The following is an 18604-nucleotide window of genomic DNA, read 5'->3' as shown; positions in this document are numbered from 1 at the left end:
CGGGCGGGGACACCCGGGGGGTCCGCGTCCGGCCGCGCATCCGCAGCCGTGCGCGGACCCGGCGAGGGGGACCCGATGACCGAGTACGTGACGCGGACCAGGCCGCACCCCGGCGCGGCACGGGAGAGGGCAGGAGGCGTCCCGGGCCGGACCGGCAGCGGCCCCGGAGCGCTCGACGGGCACGAGGCGGCCGTGCTCCTGGAGGAGACCCGGGGTTCCGTCGACCCCGCGCTCCGTGCGGCGATCGACTCGCTGCCCGGCTCGATGCGGCGGATCTCGCTCTACCACTTCGGCTGGGAACACGCCGACGGCACACCGGCCGCGGGCAACGCGGGCAAGGCGATCCGGCCCGCGCTGGTGCTCGCCGCGGCCACCGCGCTCGGCGGCCCGGCGGCCAGGACGGCGGCTCTCCCGGCGGCCGCCGCCGTCGAACTGATCCACAACTTCACGCTGCTGCACGACGACGTGATGGACCGCGACACCACCCGTCGGCACCGTCCCACCGCCTGGACGGTGTTCGGCGACGCCGACGCCGTCCTCGCCGGGGACGCGCTCCAGGCGCTCGCCCTCGGGATGCTCGCCGCACACCCGCATCCGGCGTCCTCGGCCGCCGCCGCCCGGCTCGCGGACTGCGTGATCGAGCTGTGCGCCGGCCAGCACTCGGACACCGCCCTGGAGAAGCGGGGCCCGGCCGAGGTCACCCTCGACGAGGTGCTCGCCATGGCCGAGGCCAAGACCGGGGCCCTGCTCGGCTGCGCCTGCGCCCTCGGCGCGCTGTACGCGGGAGCGGCCGAGGAGGACGTCGAGGCGCTGGACGCGTTCGGCCGTCAGGCCGGGCTCGCCTTCCAGCTCATCGACGACGTGATCGGCATATGGGGGGACCCGCGGCACACCGGCAAGCCGGCCGGCGCCGACCTGGTCGCCCGCAAGAAGTCCCTGCCGGTGATCGCCGCGCTCGGCTCCGGCACCCCGGCCGCCGCGGAACTGGCGGAGCTGTACGCGTCCCCCCGCGAGCAGGGGGACGACGTGGAGCGCATGACACTGGCCGTCGAGCAGGCCGGCGGCCGGGAATGGGCCCAGGAGCAGGCGGCGGACCGCATGGCCCGGGCGATGTCCGAGCTGGCCCGCGCCGTCCCGGACCCGGAAGCGGCGGGCGGCCTGCTGTCCCTGGCGGAGTTCGTGACGCGCCGCAGCATGTGAGGAGGGCCGGCCCGCCACCGAGGCGGTCCTCGCCTCTCGCGGTCCCCGGGCCTGCGGGACCGTACGGCTCCTGACTCCGTACGGTCCCGAGAGGCCCGGCCCGGCGGGCCCCGCGCATCCCCACGGCGCGCGGGACCCGCCTCTTCGCGTGCGGGCCCCGCTCAGGACTCCCGGGCATGCGGAATTCCTTCTCCCACTTGCCGCGGTCGCCGATCCGGCCCGGAAAACACTTGTCATCACTACAGATGAAGTACTACAACTGGAGTTGTTCTATTCGGACCACGGAAAGAGACCGGTTTGCGCAAGCTCACCTACTACGTCGCCTGCTCCATCGACGGCTTCATCGGAGACCCGCAGGGCGACGCGTCGTCGATGTTCGCCTTCCTGGACGAGGAGTTCCTCGCCTACCTCGCCTCCACCTATCCGGACACCATCGCCGCCCAGGGCCGTGAGCAGATGGGCCTCGAAGGTGCCGAGAACCCGAACTTCGACACCGTGATCCAGGGCCGGGCCAGCTACCAGATCGCCCTCGACGCGGGCATCACCAGCCCGTACGGCCACCTGCGCGAGTTCGTCGCCTCCCGCACCCTCGGCCCCTCACCCGACCCGAACGTCGAGATCATCGCCGAGGACCTGGTCGCCCGGGTGCGCCGGCTCAAGGCCGAGGACGGCGAGCTGGGCATCTGGCTCTGCGGCGGCTCACGCATCGCGGGCGCACTGCTCGACGAGATCGACGAACTCGTCATCAAGACCTACCCGCAGGTCTACGGCTCCGGCATGCCGATGTTCGGCGCCGACTTCTCCGTGACCGACTTCGGCCTGGAGTCCGTGCGCACCTTCTCCAACGGAGTCCTCGTCCGCAGATACGCGCGGAAGCGGTGATCGGCCTACCCTGAGGACATGGACAGGGAAAAGCACGTCTGTCCCGACTGCGGGCAGACCGTGGACACGGTGGTCCGGCGCCACAAGACGCTGGGCGCATGGGTACCGCGCTGGGTGGCGGGCCCGTGCCACAACCCCGACTGCGAGTCGTTCCTCGAACCCGGCGCCGCACGGCACGGCCACTCCGAGCCCGTCGACCAGCACGGCCACTCCGAGCCCGTCGACCAGCACGGCCGCCCCGAGTCCGCGGAGCACGCCGCCGAGCCCGGCGCCCGCGCCGCGCCCGCCTCCTGACGCCTGTCCGGCAGGCCTTCCCCCGGTGGCCCGCCGGGGAGGGGCGGAGGGCGCCGAGGGTCGCGGATCCCGTGGCGCCTATCCGCGCGGCAGCCCGCCCGTCTCCGCGTCGCGGCCGGTCAGGCAGTACAGGCCGCCCGCCGGGTCGCGCAGCACGGTCCAGTGGGGGTGGCCGGCGACGAACCGCGCGCCCAGCCGCTCGTGCCGGGCCCGCACCGTCTCGACGTCCTGGCCGCACGCGAGGTCGAGGTGGGCGGAGACGGGCCGCTCCTCACCGAGGAGCTGGAGCAGGATCCGCACGGGCAGTCCGGGCGGCGGCGCCACCACGTGGAACTCCGGCAGTGAGCCCGGCCGGGACGTCCAGTCGGGCAGGAGGCCGCTCCAGAAGGCGACTTCGGCGTCGTACGCGGACGGCGGGATGTCGATGCTGACCTGGTCCGGGCGGCCGGCGGCCACCACGGGCGGGCGTACGGACTCGCCGTGCCAGGGGACCGCACAGAACAACTGGCCTGCGGGGGAGCGCAGTACGGCCCAGCCCTCGTGGGCGGCGACCGTGCGCGCGCCCGCGTCCAGGGCCGCCGCGACGAAGGCCTCCACGTCCTCGACGCAGAGGTCGAGATGCGCCCCGCCCGCCCCGTCACCGACCGCCTGCGCCTTCACACAGGCATCGGCCCCCTCCGGCAGGAGGGTGACGAACTCGCCCTTGTCCCCACGGGGCTCGGACAGGACCGTGCCGGTGACGGCGGTCCAGAACGCGCAGGCCCGCTCGAAGCGCTCGGCGGGCCGGTCGAGGAAGGCGTACGTCCAGCGGACGCGGGTGCGGGAGCTCATGCGGCGATCGTAGGCCGGTGCGCGCGCGGGACCGACCCGGTTCCCGGGCACCCGCGAGGACGCGCGGTCGTCCGCCCGGGCATGCCGGAGGGGCCCGGTCGTGTGCCGACCGGGCCCCTCCGGGAAGTCCCTCGTCCCGCGGTGGTGCACCGACCGCCGGTGTCGGGAACGGCCGGGTGTCAGGCCTTCTTGGTCTCCCAGAAGATCCTGTCGATCTCGGCGATGAGTTCCAGCGCCTTCTCGCCCGTCTTCGGGTCGGTCGACGCCTTCGCGGCCGACAGGGCCTTGAGGGTGTCGTTGACCAGCTGGTGCAGCTGGGGGTACTTCTCGAAGTGCGGGGGCTTGAAGTAGTCGCTCCACAGCACGGAGACGTGGTGCTTCGCGAGCTCGGCGCGCTGCTCCTTGATGACGGTGGCGCGCGCCTGGAAGTGCGGGTCGTCGTTGGCGGCCATCTTCTCCTGCACGGCCTTCACCGACTCCGCCTCGATGCGGGCCTGGGCCGGGTCGTACACACCGCAGGGCAGGTCGCAGTGCGCGCTGACCGTGACCTTGGGGGCAAACAGGCGGGAAAGCATGGAGCGTTCCTTCCTCGTGATCGTCTTCTCAGGTGGGACATTACTCCCTGGGGGAGCGGTTTTCGCGAGTGCCCCCGTGGGCTTAGGACAAAAGTCCGGGGTCAGACTGAGACTGGTGGAGGAACGGACCAGGGGAGGTGCCGGCGATGCCGGAGCCGTCGCAGGACGCCGAGCGCGGGAGGGCCGCCGCGCCGTTCGGGCTGGCCGAGGTGACCGGCCCGTCCATGGTTCCCACGCTGCACCACGGCGATCAGCTGGTGGTGCGGTACGGGGCCCGGGTGCGGCCGGGGGACGTGATCGTGCTGCGGCACCCCTTCCAGCAGGACCTGCTCGTCGTCAAACGGGCCGTGGAGCGCCGCGACGGCGGCTGGTGGGTGCTCGGGGACAACGCGTTCGCCGGCGGTGACAGCACCGACTACGGCACCGTGCCCGACGAGCTGATCCTCGGGAGGGTGCGGTTCCGCTACCGGCCGCGGAAGGCGGATCAGCGTTCGCCGCTGGCGGCGCTGCGCTGGGCGCTGTCCGCGGCCAGGCCCGTGCTCGCCGACCGGTCGGCCTCCAGGCGCTTGCGGGCGCGGTAGGCGGCCACGTTGGCCCGGGTCGCGCAGCGGTCGGAACAGTAGCGCCGGGAGCGGTTCGTGGAGGTGTCCAGGTAGGCGTTGCGGCACGGGCTCGCCTCGCACAGGCCCAGCCGGTCGACGCCGTACTCCGTCAGGTGGAAGGCCAGGCCCATCGCGGCGATGGCCGCGAAGCCGGCGGTCGCGTTCGACGGGTGGTCGGCGAGATGCATGTGCCACAGCGGGCGGTCGTCGTCGTCGCGGTGGTCGTGCCCGGAGATCTGCGGGCTGACCGGGAACTCCAGCAGGAGGGAGTTCAGCAGGTCGACGGCGAGGGTCTCGTCACCGCGGTCGGCCGCCTCGAAGACCGCGCGCAGCCGGGCCCGGACCGAGCGGAACCGGGTGACGTCCGCGTCGGTGGCGCGCCGGGCCGCCGACGCGTTGCCGCCGAACAGGCCGCGGACGGCCTCGACCGAGGTCAGCGAGTCCTTGCCCCGGGCCGGCTCCTCGCTGTTGACGAGGCGGACGGCGTAGTCCGAGTAATAGGCCAGTTCCACGTGAAGTCCTTACGGATGGGCTCTGTGGTCGTCGGTGCGGTCGGGTAACGGCTGACTGCGCTCCCAGGGTATTACGCGGACGACGCCGGAGCGGGCTCCCGGCTCCACGGCCACTCGTTCTCGGGCACTCCGCCGCCGACGCCGACGTGACGCGAGGGGCGGTACGGGGATCCGTCCCCGTACCGCCCCTCGGCCGTGCGTCGCGTCCGGTCAGAGGACCTTGGACAGGAACGCCTGGGTCCGCTCGTGCTGCGGGTTGGTCAGGACCTCGCGCGGGTCGCCGTACTCGACCACCACACCGCCGTCCATGAAGACCAGGCTGTCGCCGACCTCGCGGGCGAAGCCCATCTCGTGCGTGACGACGACCATCGTCATGCCGGACTCCGCCAGGTCGCGCATGACGTCCAGGACGTCGCCGACCAGCTCCGGGTCCAGCGCCGAGGTCGGCTCGTCGAACAGCATCAGCTTCGGGTCCATGGCCAGGGCGCGGGCGATCGCGACGCGCTGCTGCTGACCGCCGGAGAGCTGCGAGGGGTAGTTGCCGGCCTTGTCGCCGAGGCCGACCCGCTCCAGCAGCTGCATGGCGCGCTCCCTGGCCTGGCCCCTGTTCTGGCGCTTGACCTGGACCGGGGCCTCCATGACGTTCTCGACCGCGGTCATGTGAGGGAAGAGGTTGAACCGCTGGAACACCATGCCGATGTCCCGGCGCTTCAGCGCGACCTCGCTGTCCTTCAGCTCGTAGAGCTTGTCGCCCTTCTGGCGGTAGCCGACCAGCTCGCCGTCGACGTACAGGCGTCCGGCGTTGACCTTCTCCAGGTGGTTGATGCACCGCAGGAAGGTCGACTTGCCGGAGCCGGACGGGCCGATCAGGCAGAACACCTCACCGGAGTTCACCTGGAGGTCGATGCCCTTGAGGACCTCGACGGGGCCGAAGGACTTGTGGACGCCCTCGGCTTTCACCATGGGGTGGGAAGGCTGCGTCATGCCGGGACTCCCTTCGAGCGGCGCGTCGGCAGGACGGCGGCCCGGACGCGCTGGAGCGGCGTCGGCGGCAGGCTGCGGCTCGAACCACGGGCGTAGTACCGCTCGACGTAGTACTGCCCGACGCTCAGGATCGAGGTCATGATCAGGTACCAGGCGGCGGCGAGGAAGTACATCTCCACCGTGGAGCCGGCGTTCTGACCGATGTCCTGGGCCTCCTTGAAGAGGTCGGCGAACTGCACCGCCGAGACGAGCGAGGTCGTCTTCAGCATGTTGATGACCTCGTTGCCCGTCGGCGGCACGATCACCCGCATCGCCTGCGGGATGACGATCCGGCGGAGCGTCTTGGTGTGGCTCATGCCGAGCGCCTGCGACGCCTCGGTCTGTCCTTCGTCGACCGAGAGCAGGCCGGCGCGGCAGATCTCGGCCATGTAGGCGGCCTCGTTGAGGCCCAGGCCGAGGAGCGCCGTCAGCAGCGGCGTCATGAACGACGACCAGTAGTCCTTGTAGATCGGACCCAGGTTGATGTACTCGAAGACCAGGCCCAGGTTGAACCAGACGAACAGCTGGACCAGGACCGGGGTGCCGCGGAAGAACCAGATGTAGAACCAGGCGACCGACGAGGTCACGGGGTTCTTCGACAGGCGCATCACGGCGAGCAGGATGCCGCCGACGATGCCGATCACCATGGACAGCACGGTGAGCAGCAGGGTGTTCCAGACGCCGTGGAGGATGCGGTCGTCGAAGAAGTAGTCGGGGATCGCGCCCCAGTTGATGTTGCCCTGCGCGAAGGCGTAGACGACCGAGCCGAGCAGGGCCAGCGCGACGACCGCCGAAACGTACCGCCCCGGGTGCCGGACCGGGATGGCCTTGATGGCCTCCGGCCCGGCGGGGGGCGTCGCGTCGGGACCGTCCGTCTTGTTGACGTCAACAGTCACGGGTGGAGCCTTTCAGAGCCGAGTCGAACGGTGTCGGTTCAGGAACCGCCGTTGATCTTGGACTCGGTGACCGCGCCGTCCGCGACACCCCACTTCTCGACGATCTTCTTGTACTCGCCGCTGTCGATGATCGCCTGGACGGCCGCCTGGAGCGCGTCACGCAGCTCGGTGTTGTCCTTGGCGACGGCGATGCCGTACGGGCCGGCCTCGACCTGGTCGCCGACGATCTCGAAGTACTTGCCGCCCCCGGCGTTCTTCACGGAGTAGGCGGCGATGGGGAAGTCCGCGGAGACGACGTCGGCACCCTTGGAACGCATCCGGGTCTCGGCCTCGGGGTTGGTGGCGAAGTCCTCGATCTTGAGCGCCGCCTTGCCGTCCTTCTTGCACTTCTCCGCCTGGTCCTTGGCGAGGTCGTGGGAGAAGGTGTTGCGCTGCACGGCCATCGTCTTCCCGCACAGGTCGTCCCAGGTCTTGATGCCCTGGCTGTCGCCCTTGTTGGTGTAGAGGGAGACGCCCGCGGTGAAGTAGTCGACGAAGTCGACGCCCGCGCCGACCTTCTTGCCGGTGTCGGAGTCGACGCCTTCCTGGCGGTCCTTGGTGTCGGTCATGGCCGACATGGCGATGTCGTAGCGCTTGGACGCCAGGCCACCGATGAGGGTGTCGAACGTGGCGTTCTGGAACTCGAACTTCACGCCGAGCTGCTCGCCCATGGCGGCCGCGATGTCGGGGTCGATGCCGGCCACCTTGCCGGAGCTGTCCTTGAACTCGACCGGCGCGTACGCGATGTCGGAACCGACCTTGATGACGCCCTTGTCACGGATGGCCTGGGGCAGCTTGCCGGCCAGCGGGGCCGTGCTGGTCGAGGCGGTGTCGCTGCTTCCGGAGCCGTTGTCCTTGGTCTGGTCGCCGCACGCGGTGAGCAGCAGGGCGCCCGTGACCGCGAGGGTTCCGACCGCGGCGAGCCGGGTGCGCGCGGCGGTGGTAGGGCGGATGGAGCGTGCGGTCATGGTGAGTGCCTCCGGCGGATGGATGGAGATGCCGATGGGTCGACGAGAACACACACCTTCGGGTGTCGCGACCTCGTGTGATGACGGCATCTTGCCATTCGGACTACGCCATTCAGGGGGCCAGCCATGTCAAAATCGGATAACGGGCGACACCCGAATCTGACCAGTCCGGTACATCACGACCTGACCAGGCCGGACCATCTGCGGGCATCTCCGCTTCCGGCCGGAAGATCTTCGGCCCATCTCGCCATGTGGACGAACACGCTCCGTCGACGGCCGGGAAGTCACTTCTTGTCAAGGGTTTGGCCGAGACTTGTCCGCGCTTCACGCATGAGTCATGTCACTGGGATATGACGGTGCAGGTGAGGAGGCGGAGTCCTGCCGGCAGCGGCATGTGACCTTGCACCGAATGGACTCGTCGTCGGTGGTGTCCGTCCGGTAAGAAGGTTCTTTACACCCCTCATCCGGGGCTCAGGGCGCGTGTGCGGCGCGCCCGACGCGCAGTGCCCGTACGTATCACCGCTGGGTCCTGCGCGGTGCCCGCCCACTTCTCAACCAGGAGTGGCCACCCTCATCCATGAAGACCTAAGGGGTAAGACACAGTGGCAGCGGAGATCGTCAATCCTCGCAGCGAGAGCGAGACGGACCATACGGGCCAGGAGGGCGGTGCGGAGCCTCTCGACTCGTTCGACCCGGCGTTCGCACTGCACCGAGGCGGGAAGATGGCCGTGCAGGCCACCGTTCCGATCCGTGACAAGGACGACCTGTCCCTCGCCTACACGCCCGGCGTCGCGCGGGTGTGCACCGCGATCGCGGAACAGCCGGACCTGGTGAACGACTACACGTGGAAGTCGTCCGTCGTCGCCGTCGTGACCGACGGCACGGCCGTGCTCGGCCTCGGGGACATCGGGCCGGAGGCCTCCCTTCCGGTGATGGAGGGCAAGGCCATCCTCTTCAAGCAGTTCGGCGGGGTCGACGCGGTGCCGATCGCGCTCGCCTGCACGGACGTGGACGAGATCGTCGAGACCGTGGTGCGCCTCGCGCCCTCGTTCGGCGGAGTGAACCTGGAGGACATCTCGGCACCGCGGTGCTTCGAGATCGAGCGCCGGCTCCAGGAGCGGCTCGACATCCCGGTCTTCCACGACGACCAGCACGGTACGGCGGTCGTGACGCTGGCGGCGCTGCGGAACGCGGCCCGGCTGAGCGGACGCTCCATCGCGGACCTGCGGGCCGTCATCTCGGGCGCCGGCGCGGCCGGCGTCGCCATCGCCCGGATGCTGATCGAGGCCGGCATCGGAGACGTCGCGGTCACCGACCGCAAGGGCGTCGTCTCCGCGGACCGCGAGGACCTGACCGACGTCAAGCGCGAGCTGGCCGGGTTCACCAACAAGGCCGGCATCACCGGCTCCCTCGGGGACGCGCTGTCCGGCGCGGACGTCTTCATCGGCGTCTCCGGCGGTACGGTCCCGGAGGACGCGGTCGCCTCGATGGCGAAGGGCGCCTTCGTGTTCGCGATGGCCAACCCCACCCCGGAGATCCACCCCGAGGTCGCCCACAAGTACGCGGCGGTCGTCGCGACCGGGCGGTCGGACTTCCCGAACCAGATCAACAACGTGCTGGCGTTCCCGGGGATCTTCGCCGGCGCCCTCCAGGTGCGGGCGTCCCGGATCACCGAGGGCATGAAGATCGCGGCGGCCGAGGCGCTGGCGGGTGTCGTCGGCGACGATCTCGCGGCGGACTACGTCATTCCCTCGCCGTTCGACGAGCGGGTCGCTCCGGCGGTCACCGCGGCGGTCGCCGCGGCCGCCCGTGCCGAAGGGGTCGCCCGCCGCTGACGTACGGCTGAGACGGCCCCGCCCGTTCCTCGGGCGGGGCCGTTTTCACCCGTCCGGGCGCCCGATCGGGTGGATCGAGGAGGGAGCCCCACCCCCGGTGACGGGGGTGGGGGCGGTGACGGCGGTCGTGCGGCGGCCGCGGGTCACGAGGGCCGGTCGCGCGTCTCCCCGCCCCTCCGGGGGGCGTCCGCCCACATCCGTGAGCCGGTCGCGCAAGAGGGCGTGTCTCACAGTGCCCCCCGGTTTCGCCGGGAGCCGCGGGACCCTATCGTCGGGGGCATGTTCGCCGTCTACGCCGCTCGAATCGACCGCGACCAGCCGCTTTCCGGACTGGAGTTGGGGGAGCGACCGGCCCCCGACGCCCGCCCCGGCTGGAGCACCGTCACCGTCCGGGCCGCCTCCCTCAACCATCACGACCTCTGGTCCCTGCGGGGCGTCGGCCTCCCGGAGGACAAGCTGCCGATGATCCTCGGCTGCGACGCCGCCGGCGTCGACGAGGACGGCAACGAGGTCGTGCTGCACTCCGTCATCGGCCAGACCGGCCACGGGGTCGGCCCCCGGGAGCCCCGGTCCATCCTCACCGAGCACTACCAGGGCACCTTCGCCGAGCGGGTCGCCGTGCCGACCTGGAACATCCTGCCCAAGCCGAAGGAACTGTCCTTCGAGGAGGCCGCCTGTCTGCCCACCGCCTGGCTGACGGCCTACCGCATGCTGTTCACCAACGCCGGGGTGCGGCCCGGTGACTCGGTGCTCGTGCAGGGCGCCGGGGGCGGGGTGGCCACGGCCGCGATCGTGCTCGGCAAGGCGGCCGGACTGCGGGTCTTCGCGACCAGCCGGGACGAGGCCAAGCGGAAGCGGGCCCTGGAACTGGGGGCCGTCGAGGCCGTCGAGCCGGGCGCGCGGCTGCCGCAGCGCGTGGACGCCGTCATCGAGACCGTCGGCGCCGCCACCTGGTCCCACTCGGTGAAGTCGCTGCGGCCCGGCGGCACCCTCGTCATCTCCGGAGCGACCAGCGGCGACCGCCCCTCCCATGCCGAACTGACCCGGATCTTCTTCCTGGAGCTGAAGGTCGTCGGCTCCACGATGGGCACGAAGGACGAACTGGAGGACCTGCTCGCCTTCTGCGCCACGACCGGCGTCCGGCCCGTCATCGACGAGGTGCTCCCGCTGGACCGGGCTCGGGAGGGCTTCGAACGGCTCGCGTCCGGCGACCAGTTCGGCAAGATCGTCCTCACCAACTCCTGACGCCTCCCCGCACTCCTGGCGGTTCCTCGCGCTCCTGACGGCGGGTCCGGATTCCGGGCCCGCCTTTCGCGCATCCCGCGTGTCAACTTGGGTTGACGTGTGAGCGACTGTCAACTTAAGTTGACGTCATGACCGAAGCAACGGATCTCGCCGAGCGTGCGGGCGACCGTGATCCACGGGTCGGGCTGCGCGCCGTCGCCGCGCTGCGCCGGCTGCTGGAGCGGTTGGAGGCGGTGCAGGTGCGCAGTGCGCGCCATCAGGGGTGGTCGTGGCAGGAGATCGCCGCGGAACTCGGGGTCAGCAGGCAGGCCGTGCACAAGAAGTACGGGAGGCAGTGATGTTCGAGCGGTTCACGAAGGACGCCCGGGAGGTGGTGCGCGGCGCGGTCGCGCTCTGCCGGAACGCCGGCGGAGGGACCGTGGGCCCCGAGCATCTGCTCCTCGCCCTGCTGGACCGTGAGGCGAGCCGCGGCTCCTTCGCGCTGGCCGCGCTCGGTCTTCCGGCGGAGGGCCGAGAACCGGTCCGTGAGGCGCTGGACGAGGCGCGCCGACGCGCGGGCCTCTCCCGGGCGGACGCCGACGCCCTCGCCGGCCTCGGCATCGACGTGTCGGAGATCGTCTCCCGGGTCGAGGAGGTGCACGGGGTCGGGGCGATGTCCGGGGACCGGCGGGACACGGGACGGCGTACCGGACGTTCCGGTCTCGGACGTCCTGGCTCCGGACGCCCCGGCTTCGGGCGGGAGGCCAAGAGCGTCCTGGAGGAGTCCCTGCGCATCGCCCTGGCCCACCGCGACCGGCACATCGGCGACGAGCACCTCCTGCTCGCCCTGACCGCCCGCCCCGGACCGCCCGCCGAGGTCCTCGCCGACCACGGCGTCACCCACGTCTCCCTGACCCGCGTCCTGTACGCCGGCGGAGAGGCCCGGGCCGGCTGAAGCCGCGGGGCGCGGGAGGGGGGAACGGCGGATGACGGACGGCGGGCCATGGGTGGGCGGTGGTGGGCGGTGCCCGGTGACTGACGTGCCGGGTGCCCGCGCTCAGCCGGTGTGCCGGGTGCCCGCGCTCACTCCTTGCCCGTCCGCAGCATCGCCCCGATGTGGGCCGCCGCCGTCGACAGATGACGACGGGCCTCGCGGAGCTGGTCGGCGGTGACGCCGTGGTCGCGGGCCGCGTCGCGGATGTCGTCGCGGAAGCGGTCCAGGAGCCGGTCCAGGTCACGGGCCGGGTCGTCGCCGGGTGCCTCGTGGGCCCAGGACGGCTCGAAGCCGGCCGGGAAGTCCGCGGGGGTCTCGGTGTAGACCGGGCCCTCGGCCGCGGCACCCGCACCTTCCGCCGGCTTCTCCGGTCCCGCAGTGGTCTTCGGCCCCTCGGTCTCCGCGGCTCGCCCGGGGCTCCCGGCGCCGCCCCGGCCGAAGCCGAAGTCCTTGCCGAACCCCTTCCCGAAGTCCTTCCCGAACTCACCGAACTCCTTGGCCAGTTCTGCCAGCCCCTCTCGGACGCCCGTCGGCCAGTCGCCCCGCGCGAAGTGGTCCTGGACCTGATCCTGGACCCGTCGCGCTATGCGCTGGACCTCCTCCTGAGCCTGGGCCACGGCCCGGTCCTGGGCCTCCTTGGCCTGGCGGCGGGCCCGCTGGGCCTCCTCGCGGGCCCGCCGGCTCTCGTCCTTGGCCCGGCGGGCCTGTTCCTTCCACTCCTGCTTGGCGCGCCGCATCTCCTCCTTGGCGACCCGCCACGATTCCCTGTCCCCGTACTCCCCGTACTCCCCGTACTCCCCGGCGCCCGCCCCGGTGTCCGCCCCGGTGTCCTGACGGGCCTCGGAGGCCGCCGCCCGCATCTCGCGCCGCAGCTCGCCCGCCGCTCCGCGCACGTCGGCCCTGATCTCCGCGGCGAGTTCGGCGACCGACTCGCGGATCTCCAGCTCCAGGTCGGCGAGTTCACCGCTGCGGTCGGCCAGTTCGGCCCGGCCCGCGTCGGTGATGGCGTACACCTTGCGGCCGCCCTCGCTGGTGTGGGTGACCAGGCCCTCGGCCTCCAGCTTCGCCAGCCGGGGGTACACGGTGCCCGCCGACGGCGCGTACAGCCCCTGGAAGCGTTCCTCCAGGAGGCGGATCACCTCGTAGCCGTGGCGCGGAGCCTCGTCCAGGAGCTTGAGCAGGTAGAGGCGGAGGCGGCCGTGGGCGAAGACGGGAGGCATGTCAGAGCACCTTCTTGTCGGTCGTGCTGTCGTCCGGGCCGGACGCTGAACCGTCCCCGGACGGGGGACAGTCTCCCGGACCGGCGGACTCGCCGTCGCCCGGAGCCGACCCGGCCTCCCAGGGCCCGTCCTCCACCGGAGGCCGCCGCAGCAGGGCGATCGAGCCGGAGACCGTCGTGGCCTTGAGGCGGCCGCTGCCCGTGCCGAGACGGCCGGTGATCCGCTTGGCGCCCCACTGGCCGCTGACCCGGAGGTCCTCGAAGGCGTTGGAGACCGAGCCGCTCGCGGTGTTCGCCTCCACCTGCGCGTCCGCCGGGTGGGGCAGCCGTATGGCGATCTCGCCCGAGACGCTGGTCAGGCTGATGTCGGTGGGGCGGCCCGCCGGGTCGAGATCGACGATCATCGAGCCGCTCACGGAGTCGGCCTTCACGGAGGAGCCCGCCTCGACGACGGTCAGGTCCCCGGAGACGGAGTGGAAGCGCAGGTCGCCGGTGAGGGCCTGCGCCTCCACGTTCCCCGAGACGGTGTCCGTGCGGACCGGCCCCGCCAGGCCGACGAGGGTCGTGTCCCCGGAGACGCCCCGCACCTCGGCGCGGCCGTCGATGCCGGAGACCACCGCGCCGGCGCTCACCACGCCCACCTCCACCCGGGTGCCGGCCGGGACGGCGAGCGAGACGACGGCACTGCGCCGCCGGCCCTTGCGGTCGAGCCATTTGAGGAAGCCCTTCCAGGGCAGGTCCTCGTACGCCACCGTCAGCGCTCCGTCCCGGTGGGTCACGACGAGAGGGGGCCCCTCGATGTGGGAGACCTCCAGGCGGGCGGAACCCTCGTCGGCGCCCACCACGTTGACCGTTCCGTCGACGATGCGGACGTGCAGCTCACTCACCGGCTCGTCGAAGGAGAGCTTCCTCGGCTCGGCGACGGACCACTCGGACATGGTGATGACCTCCTCGACGACACGACACGCCATATCGCGTCTTACGTGAAACACGATATATCGCGGACCTCGGAAGTCAAGACGCCCTTTCCGGCGACCGGCCGCCTCCCGCAGTCGCCGGGCACGCAAAAGGGGCGCCCCGCAGGGCGCCCCCACACACGACCGGCGTGCCGTCGGTGGACCTACTCGTCGTCCTCGTCGTCCAGCCGGGCCAGCCACGTGGCCAGCCGCTCCACCGGGACCTCGAAGTCCGGGTTCAGGTCGACGAACGTCCGCAGCTGCTCGGCGAGCCACTCGAAGGTGACCTCCTCCGCGCCGCGCCTCTTCTCCAGCTCTTCGATGCCACGGTCCGTGAAGTACATGAGTCAAGGATAAGCGGGCGCGAACAGCCGTACCGCACCCCACGGGACAGCCGTACCGCACCCCGCGGGACAGCCGTACCGCACCCCGCGGGACAGCCGTACCGCACCCCGCGGGACAGCCGTACCGCACCCCGCGGGACAGTCGGGCCGCTCCCGCGGGACAGTCGGGCCGCACCCCACGAAACGGCGGGGCCGCACCCCGTGAAGAGGTGCGGCCCCGCCGCTGTCCGGTGGTCGAGGACGCCTACGCCTCGAACACCTCACGCACCAGCTGTTCCTGCTCGGCCTGGTGGCGCTTGGCCGAGCCGACCGCCGGGGACGAGCCGTGCGGCCGCGAGATGCGGCGCAGGCGCTCGCCGTGCGGCACGTCCGCGCCGACGGCCAGGTCCAGGTGGTCGATCAGGTTCAGGGCGATGAACGGCCAGGCACCCTGGTTGGCCGGCTCCTCCTGGGCCCACAGGTACTTCTCGGCGTTCGGGTACTTGGCGATCTCCGCCTGGAGCTCGGCACCCGGCAGCGGGTACAGGCGCTCGATGCGGATGATCGCGGTGTCCGTGATGCCGCGCTTCTGACGCTCGGCGTCCAGGTCGTAGTAGACCTTGCCGGCGCAGAAGACGACCTTCCTCACGGCGGCCGGGTCCACCGAGGCGTCGCCGATGACCGGGCGGAACTGGCCCGTCGTGAACTCCTCCGCCTTCGACGCGGCGGCCTTGAGGCGCAGCATCGACTTCGGGGTGAAGACGACCAGCGGCTTGTGGTGCGGGTTGTGCACCTGCCACCGCAGGAGGTGGAAGTAGTTCGACGGCAGGGTCGGCATGGCGACCGTCATGTTGTTCTGGGCGCACATCTGGAGGAAGCGCTCCGGGCGGGCGGACGAGTGATCCGGGCCCTGGCCCTCGTAGCCGTGCGGCAGGAGCAGGGTGACGCCGGACGTCTGGCCCCACTTCTGCTCCGCCGACGAGATGAACTCGTCCACGACCGTCTGGGCGCCGTTGACGAAGTCGCCGAACTGCGCCTCCCACAGCACGAGCGCGTCGGGGCGGGCCAGCGAGTAGCCGTACTCGAAGCCCATCGCCGCGTACTCGGACAGCAGGGAGTTGTAGACGTTCAGGCGCGCCTGCTCGTCCGAGAGGTACATCAGCGGCGTGAACTCCTCGCCGGTCTCCCGGTCGATGATCACGGCGTGCCGCTGGCCGAACGTGCCGCGCTGGGAGTCCTGGCCGGCCAGGCGGACCGGGACGCCCTCCAGGAGGAGGGAGCCGACGGCGAGCGTCTCGCCCATGCCCCAGTCGATCGTGCCGTCCTCGACCATCGAGGCCCGGCGCTGGAGCTGCGGCAGCAGACGCGGGTGGGCGGTGATGTGGTCGGGGATGTTGACCTGGGACTCGGCGATGCGCTTGACGACCTCCGCCGAGATCGCGGTGTCCACCGCGACCGGGAAGCCGTCCTGCGGGTCGGGGGAGCTGCCGGGGGCGGGCTGCGCGGTGGCCTCGCGGACCTCCGTGAAGACCTTCTCCAGCTGGCCCTGGTAGTCCTGCAGCGCCTGCTCGGCCTCTTCCAGGGTGATGTCGCCGCGACCGATGAGGGACTCGGTGTACAGCTTGCGCACCGAGCGCTTCTTGTCGATCAGGTCGTACATCAGCGGCTGGGTGAAGGCCGGGTTGTCCGACTCGTTGTGACCGCGGCGGCGGTAGCAGATGAGGTCGATCACCACGTCCTTGTTGAAGGCCTGGCGGAACTCGAAGGCGAGCCGCGCGACGCGGACCACGGCCTCCGGGTCGTCGCCGTTCACGTGGAAGATCGGGGCCTCGATCATGCGGGCCACGTCCGTCGCGTACATGGAGGAACGCGAGGACTCGGGGGCCGCGGTGAAGCCGACCTGGTTGTTGATGACGATGTGGACCGTGCCGCCGGTGCGGTAGCCGCGCAGCTGCGACATGTTCAGGGTCTCGGCCACCACGCCCTGGCCGGCGAAGGCCGCGTCACCGTGCAGGGCCACCGGCAGGACGGTGAAGTCCGTGCCGCCCTTGTTGACGATGTCCTGCTTGGCGCGCGCGACGCCCTCCAGGACCGGGTCCACCGCCTCCAGGTGCGAGGGGTTGGCGACCAGCGAGACCTTGATCTGCTCGCCGTCCAGGCCGGTGAAGGTGCCCTCGGCGCCCAGGTGGTACTTCACGTCGCCGGAGCCGTGCATCGACTTCGGGTCGAGGTTGCCCTCGAACTCGCGGAAGATCTGGGCGTACGACTTGCCGACGATGTTCGCCAGCACGTTCAGCCGGCCGCGGTGGGCCATGCCGATGACGACCTCGTCGAGGCGCGACTCGGCGGCCGAGTCGAGCACCGCGTCGAGCAGCGGGATGACGGACTCGCCGCCCTCCAGGGAGAAGCGCTTCTGGCCGACGTACTTCGTCTGCAGGAAGGTCTCGAAGGCCTCCGCCGCGTTCAGGCGGCGCAGGATGCGCAGCTGCTCCTCGCGCTCCGGCTTGGTGTGCGAGCGCTCGATGCGGTCCTGGATCCACCTGCGCTGCTTGGGGTCCTGGATGTGCATGAACTCGACGCCGGTGGTGCGGCAGTACGAGTCGCGCAGCACGCCGAGGATGTCGCGCAGCTTCATGAGGGACTTGCCCGCGAAGCCGCCGACGGCGAACTCGCGCTCCAGGTCCCACAGGGTGAGCCCGTGCTCGGTGATGTCGAGGTCGGGGTGCTTGCGCTGGCGGTACTCCAGCGGGTCGGTGTCGGCCATGACGTGGCCGCGGACCCGGTAGGAGTGGATCAGTTCGAAGACGCGGGCGGCCTTGGTGACGTCGTCGTCGTGGCTGGCGTCGATGTCCTTGAGCCAGCGGACCGGCTCGTAGGGGATGCGCAGCGCCTCGAAGATGTCGTCGTAGAAGCCCTGCTCGCCGAGGAGGAGGTTCGCGACGATCCGCAGGAACTCGCCGGACGCGGCGCCCTGGATGACCCGGTGGTCGTAGGTCGACGTGAGCGTCATGACCTTCGAGATGCCGAGCTTGTTCAGGGTGTCCTGGCTGGTGCCCTGGAACTCCGCCGGGTAGTCCATGGAGCCGACGCCCATGATGACCGACTGGCCGGGCATCAGGCGCGGGACGGAGTGGACGGTGCCGAGGCCGCCGGGGTTGGTCAGGGAGACCGTGACGCCGGTGAAGTCGTCCATCGTCAGCTTGCCGTCGCGGGCGCGGCGGACGATGTCCTCGTAGGCCTGCCAGAACTCGAAGAAGTTCAGCGTCTCGGCCTTCTTGATGCCGGCGACGACGAGCTGGCGGTCGCCGTTGGGCTTCACCAGGTCGATGGCGAGACCGAAGTTGACGTGCGGCGGCTTGACGAGGGTGGGCTTCCCGTCCTTCTCCGCGTAGTGCCAGTTCATCGACGGCATGGCCTTGATGGCCTGCACCATCGCGAAGCCGATCAGGTGCGTGAAGGAGATCTTCCCGCCCCGGGCGCGCTTGAGGTGGTTGTTGATGACGATGCGGTTGTCGAACAGCAGCTTCACCGGGACCGCGCGCACGGACGTGGCCGTGGGCAGTTCCAGCGAGGCGTTCATGTTCTTGGCGACCGCGGCGGACGGGCCGCGCAGCGTCACGAACTCGGGGCCGTCGGGGGAGGCGGCGGGCGCGGCCTTGGCGGCCGGCTTCGCGGCCGGGGCCGCGGCCTTCACGGGCGCCGGAGCCGCGGCGGGCTTCGGGGCGGCCGGCGCCGGCGCGGGAGCCGGGGCGGCGGGCGCGGCCTGGGCAGGTGCAGCAGGTGCAGCAGGTGCAGCAGGTGCGGTGGGCGCCGCGGGCGTGGGGGAGGTCGCTGCGGCCCCCGCGGCCGCAGTGCCCGCCGGAGCCGACGGCGCGGCCGCGCCCGGCTTGTAGTCGGCGAAGAAGTCCCACCAGGCACGGTCTACCGAGTTCGGGTCCTGGAGGTACTGCTGATAGATCTCGTCGACGAGCCACTCGTTCGCTCCGAACGCGGCAGCGGGATTCTTGCCCGCATGGTCTGCGTCGGTCGAGATGCTCGATGCGTTACTGGGGGACTGTGGCGACACGGCGGCAACCGCCCTCTTCCGCTTCACAAGGTGATGGACAGCGGGAATAAAGGCTACGCCTCCCAGCGGGTGAAGGTCAGGCCGGGCCACCGCATCGTCGCGTAAGTCACATCGCAAGGGCTGTTTCGGGGGTGGAAATGGCGGGAAACAAACGCGGTTGCGTGC

Annotated in this window: 18 protein-coding genes; 8 read left to right on the top strand and 10 right to left on the bottom strand. The window is 71.2% G+C overall.

Annotated features, from left to right (window positions below):
- Positions 1–75 precede the first annotated feature (75 nt).
- From ACH4N1_RS13280 to ACH4N1_RS13270, 3 genes are all read left to right on the top strand, one after another.
- Positions 76–1200 (top strand): family 2 encapsulin nanocompartment cargo protein polyprenyl transferase, encoded by a 1125-nt coding sequence (locus tag ACH4N1_RS13280; RefSeq protein WP_398096882.1) that lies wholly within the window; start codon positions 76–78, stop codon positions 1198–1200.
- Between the two features lie 297 nt (positions 1201–1497).
- A complete protein-coding gene (locus tag ACH4N1_RS13275; RefSeq protein WP_398096880.1) occupies positions 1498–2082 on the top strand; it encodes a dihydrofolate reductase family protein in 585 nt (194 codons plus the stop codon).
- An 18-nt stretch (positions 2083–2100) separates the two neighbouring features.
- A complete protein-coding gene (locus ACH4N1_RS13270) occupies positions 2101–2376 on the top strand; it encodes a hypothetical protein (protein ID WP_398096878.1) in 276 nt (91 codons plus the stop codon).
- Between the two features lie 78 nt (positions 2377–2454).
- Here the strand turns inward: ACH4N1_RS13270 and ACH4N1_RS13265 are convergent, their stop codons facing one another.
- Both ACH4N1_RS13265 and sodN read right to left on the bottom strand, forming a co-directional pair.
- Positions 2455–3207, bottom strand: coding sequence for a VOC family protein (locus tag ACH4N1_RS13265; protein WP_398096876.1), 753 nt, complete (start codon positions 3205–3207; stop codon positions 2455–2457).
- 179 nt (positions 3208–3386) lie between these two features.
- Complete coding sequence (sodN, locus tag ACH4N1_RS13260; RefSeq protein ID WP_356566376.1) at positions 3387–3782, bottom strand: superoxide dismutase, Ni; 396 nt, start codon at positions 3780–3782, stop codon at positions 3387–3389.
- 146 nt (positions 3783–3928) lie between these two features.
- Between sodN and sodX the strand changes: the two genes are divergently transcribed.
- On the top strand, positions 3929–4363 hold the full coding sequence (gene sodX / locus ACH4N1_RS13255) for a nickel-type superoxide dismutase maturation protease (RefSeq protein ID WP_398096874.1): 435 nt from the start codon (positions 3929–3931) through the stop codon (positions 4361–4363).
- Here the strand turns inward: sodX and ACH4N1_RS13250 are convergent.
- The 4 genes from ACH4N1_RS13250 to ACH4N1_RS13235 form a co-directional block, all read right to left on the bottom strand.
- Positions 4267–4896 carry a CGNR zinc finger domain-containing protein gene (locus ACH4N1_RS13250; protein ID WP_382795109.1) on the bottom strand — a complete coding sequence of 210 codons (630 nt, stop codon included), beginning with the start codon at positions 4894–4896 and terminating at the stop codon, positions 4267–4269. The two genes, sodX and ACH4N1_RS13250, sit on opposite strands and share 97 nt — an antisense overlap.
- Before the next feature lie 210 nt (positions 4897–5106).
- Positions 5107–5880, bottom strand: coding sequence for an amino acid ABC transporter ATP-binding protein (locus tag ACH4N1_RS13245; protein WP_398096871.1), 774 nt, complete (start codon positions 5878–5880; stop codon positions 5107–5109).
- Positions 5877–6815, bottom strand: coding sequence for an amino acid ABC transporter permease (locus ACH4N1_RS13240; RefSeq protein ID WP_366057155.1), 939 nt, complete (start codon positions 6813–6815; stop codon positions 5877–5879). The genes ACH4N1_RS13245 and ACH4N1_RS13240 overlap by 4 nt, the downstream gene beginning before the upstream one ends.
- 38 nt (positions 6816–6853) lie before the next feature.
- Positions 6854–7822, bottom strand: coding sequence for an ABC transporter substrate-binding protein (locus tag ACH4N1_RS13235; protein ID WP_398096868.1), 969 nt, complete (start codon positions 7820–7822; stop codon positions 6854–6856).
- A 602-nt stretch (positions 7823–8424) separates the two neighbouring features.
- On the opposite strand from ACH4N1_RS13235, the gene ACH4N1_RS13230 reads away from it, so the two are divergent.
- From ACH4N1_RS13230 to ACH4N1_RS13215, 4 genes are all read left to right on the top strand, one after another.
- Positions 8425–9657, top strand: coding sequence for an NADP-dependent malic enzyme (locus ACH4N1_RS13230; RefSeq protein WP_398096866.1), 1233 nt, complete (start codon positions 8425–8427; stop codon positions 9655–9657).
- A gap of 279 nt (positions 9658–9936) precedes the next feature.
- A complete protein-coding gene (locus ACH4N1_RS13225) occupies positions 9937–10902 on the top strand; it encodes a zinc-binding dehydrogenase (protein ID WP_398096865.1) in 966 nt (321 codons plus the stop codon).
- A gap of 128 nt (positions 10903–11030) precedes the next feature.
- Positions 11031–11240 carry a helix-turn-helix domain-containing protein gene (locus ACH4N1_RS13220; RefSeq protein ID WP_382793163.1) on the top strand — a complete coding sequence of 70 codons (210 nt, stop codon included), beginning with the start codon at positions 11031–11033 and terminating at the stop codon, positions 11238–11240.
- Entirely contained in the window at positions 11240–11836 is a 597-nt protein-coding gene (locus ACH4N1_RS13215) for a Clp protease N-terminal domain-containing protein (protein ID WP_398096862.1), read from the top strand. Before ACH4N1_RS13220 ends, ACH4N1_RS13215 begins: the two co-directional genes overlap by 1 nt.
- A gap of 128 nt (positions 11837–11964) precedes the next feature.
- Here the strand turns inward: ACH4N1_RS13215 and ACH4N1_RS13210 are convergent, their stop codons facing one another.
- The 4 genes from ACH4N1_RS13210 to ACH4N1_RS13195 form a co-directional block, all read right to left on the bottom strand.
- Entirely contained in the window at positions 11965–13095 is a 1131-nt protein-coding gene (locus tag ACH4N1_RS13210; RefSeq protein ID WP_398096860.1) for a helix-turn-helix transcriptional regulator, read from the bottom strand.
- A gap of 1 nt (position 13096) precedes the next feature.
- Positions 13097–14032: a DUF4097 family beta strand repeat-containing protein gene (locus tag ACH4N1_RS13205; RefSeq protein ID WP_398096859.1), complete on the bottom strand. Its 936-nt coding sequence runs from the start codon at positions 14030–14032 to the stop codon at positions 13097–13099.
- Between the two features lie 182 nt (positions 14033–14214).
- Complete coding sequence (locus tag ACH4N1_RS13200) at positions 14215–14394, bottom strand: DUF6104 family protein (protein WP_073491365.1); 180 nt, start codon at positions 14392–14394, stop codon at positions 14215–14217.
- Between the two features lie 244 nt (positions 14395–14638).
- Positions 14639–18439 carry a multifunctional oxoglutarate decarboxylase/oxoglutarate dehydrogenase thiamine pyrophosphate-binding subunit/dihydrolipoyllysine-residue succinyltransferase subunit gene (locus ACH4N1_RS13195; RefSeq protein ID WP_398096858.1) on the bottom strand — a complete coding sequence of 1267 codons (3801 nt, stop codon included), beginning with the start codon at positions 18437–18439 and terminating at the stop codon, positions 14639–14641.
- Between the last annotated feature and the right edge of the window lie 165 nt (positions 18440–18604).

It is taken from the genome of Streptomyces sp. NPDC017202 (assembly GCF_044331705.1).
GTDB lineage: Bacteria > Actinomycetota > Actinomycetes > Streptomycetales > Streptomycetaceae > Streptomyces.
Note: the sequence above shows the minus strand (reverse complement) of the source record. Positions and strands in the feature narration are given on the sequence as shown.

Excerpts from the sequence above, each read along its gene's own strand:
- ACH4N1_RS13280 (WP_398096882.1), top strand. The coding sequence starts at position 76 with ATGACCGAGTACGTGACGCGGACCAGGCCGCACCCCGGCGCGGCACGG.
- ACH4N1_RS13270 (WP_398096878.1), top strand. The coding sequence starts at position 2,101 with ATGGACAGGGAAAAGCACGTCTGTCCCGACTGCGGGCAGACCGTGGAC.
- ACH4N1_RS13265 (WP_398096876.1), bottom strand. The coding sequence starts at position 3,207 with ATGAGCTCCCGCACCCGCGTCCGCTGGACGTACGCCTTCCTCGACCGG.
- sodN (WP_356566376.1), bottom strand. The coding sequence starts at position 3,782 with ATGCTTTCCCGCCTGTTTGCCCCCAAGGTCACGGTCAGCGCGCACTGC.
- sodX (WP_398096874.1), top strand. The coding sequence starts at position 3,929 with ATGCCGGAGCCGTCGCAGGACGCCGAGCGCGGGAGGGCCGCCGCGCCG.
- ACH4N1_RS13245 (WP_398096871.1), bottom strand. The coding sequence starts at position 5,880 with ATGACGCAGCCTTCCCACCCCATGGTGAAAGCCGAGGGCGTCCACAAG.
- ACH4N1_RS13235 (WP_398096868.1), bottom strand. The coding sequence starts at position 7,822 with ATGACCGCACGCTCCATCCGCCCTACCACCGCCGCGCGCACCCGGCTC.
- ACH4N1_RS13225 (WP_398096865.1), top strand. The coding sequence starts at position 9,937 with ATGTTCGCCGTCTACGCCGCTCGAATCGACCGCGACCAGCCGCTTTCC.
- ACH4N1_RS13220 (WP_382793163.1), top strand. The coding sequence starts at position 11,031 with ATGACCGAAGCAACGGATCTCGCCGAGCGTGCGGGCGACCGTGATCCA.
- ACH4N1_RS13215 (WP_398096862.1), top strand. The coding sequence starts at position 11,240 with ATGTTCGAGCGGTTCACGAAGGACGCCCGGGAGGTGGTGCGCGGCGCG.
- ACH4N1_RS13210 (WP_398096860.1), bottom strand. The coding sequence starts at position 13,095 with ATGCCTCCCGTCTTCGCCCACGGCCGCCTCCGCCTCTACCTGCTCAAG.
- ACH4N1_RS13205 (WP_398096859.1), bottom strand. The coding sequence starts at position 14,032 with ATGTCCGAGTGGTCCGTCGCCGAGCCGAGGAAGCTCTCCTTCGACGAG.
- ACH4N1_RS13200 (WP_073491365.1), bottom strand. The coding sequence starts at position 14,394 with ATGTACTTCACGGACCGTGGCATCGAAGAGCTGGAGAAGAGGCGCGGC.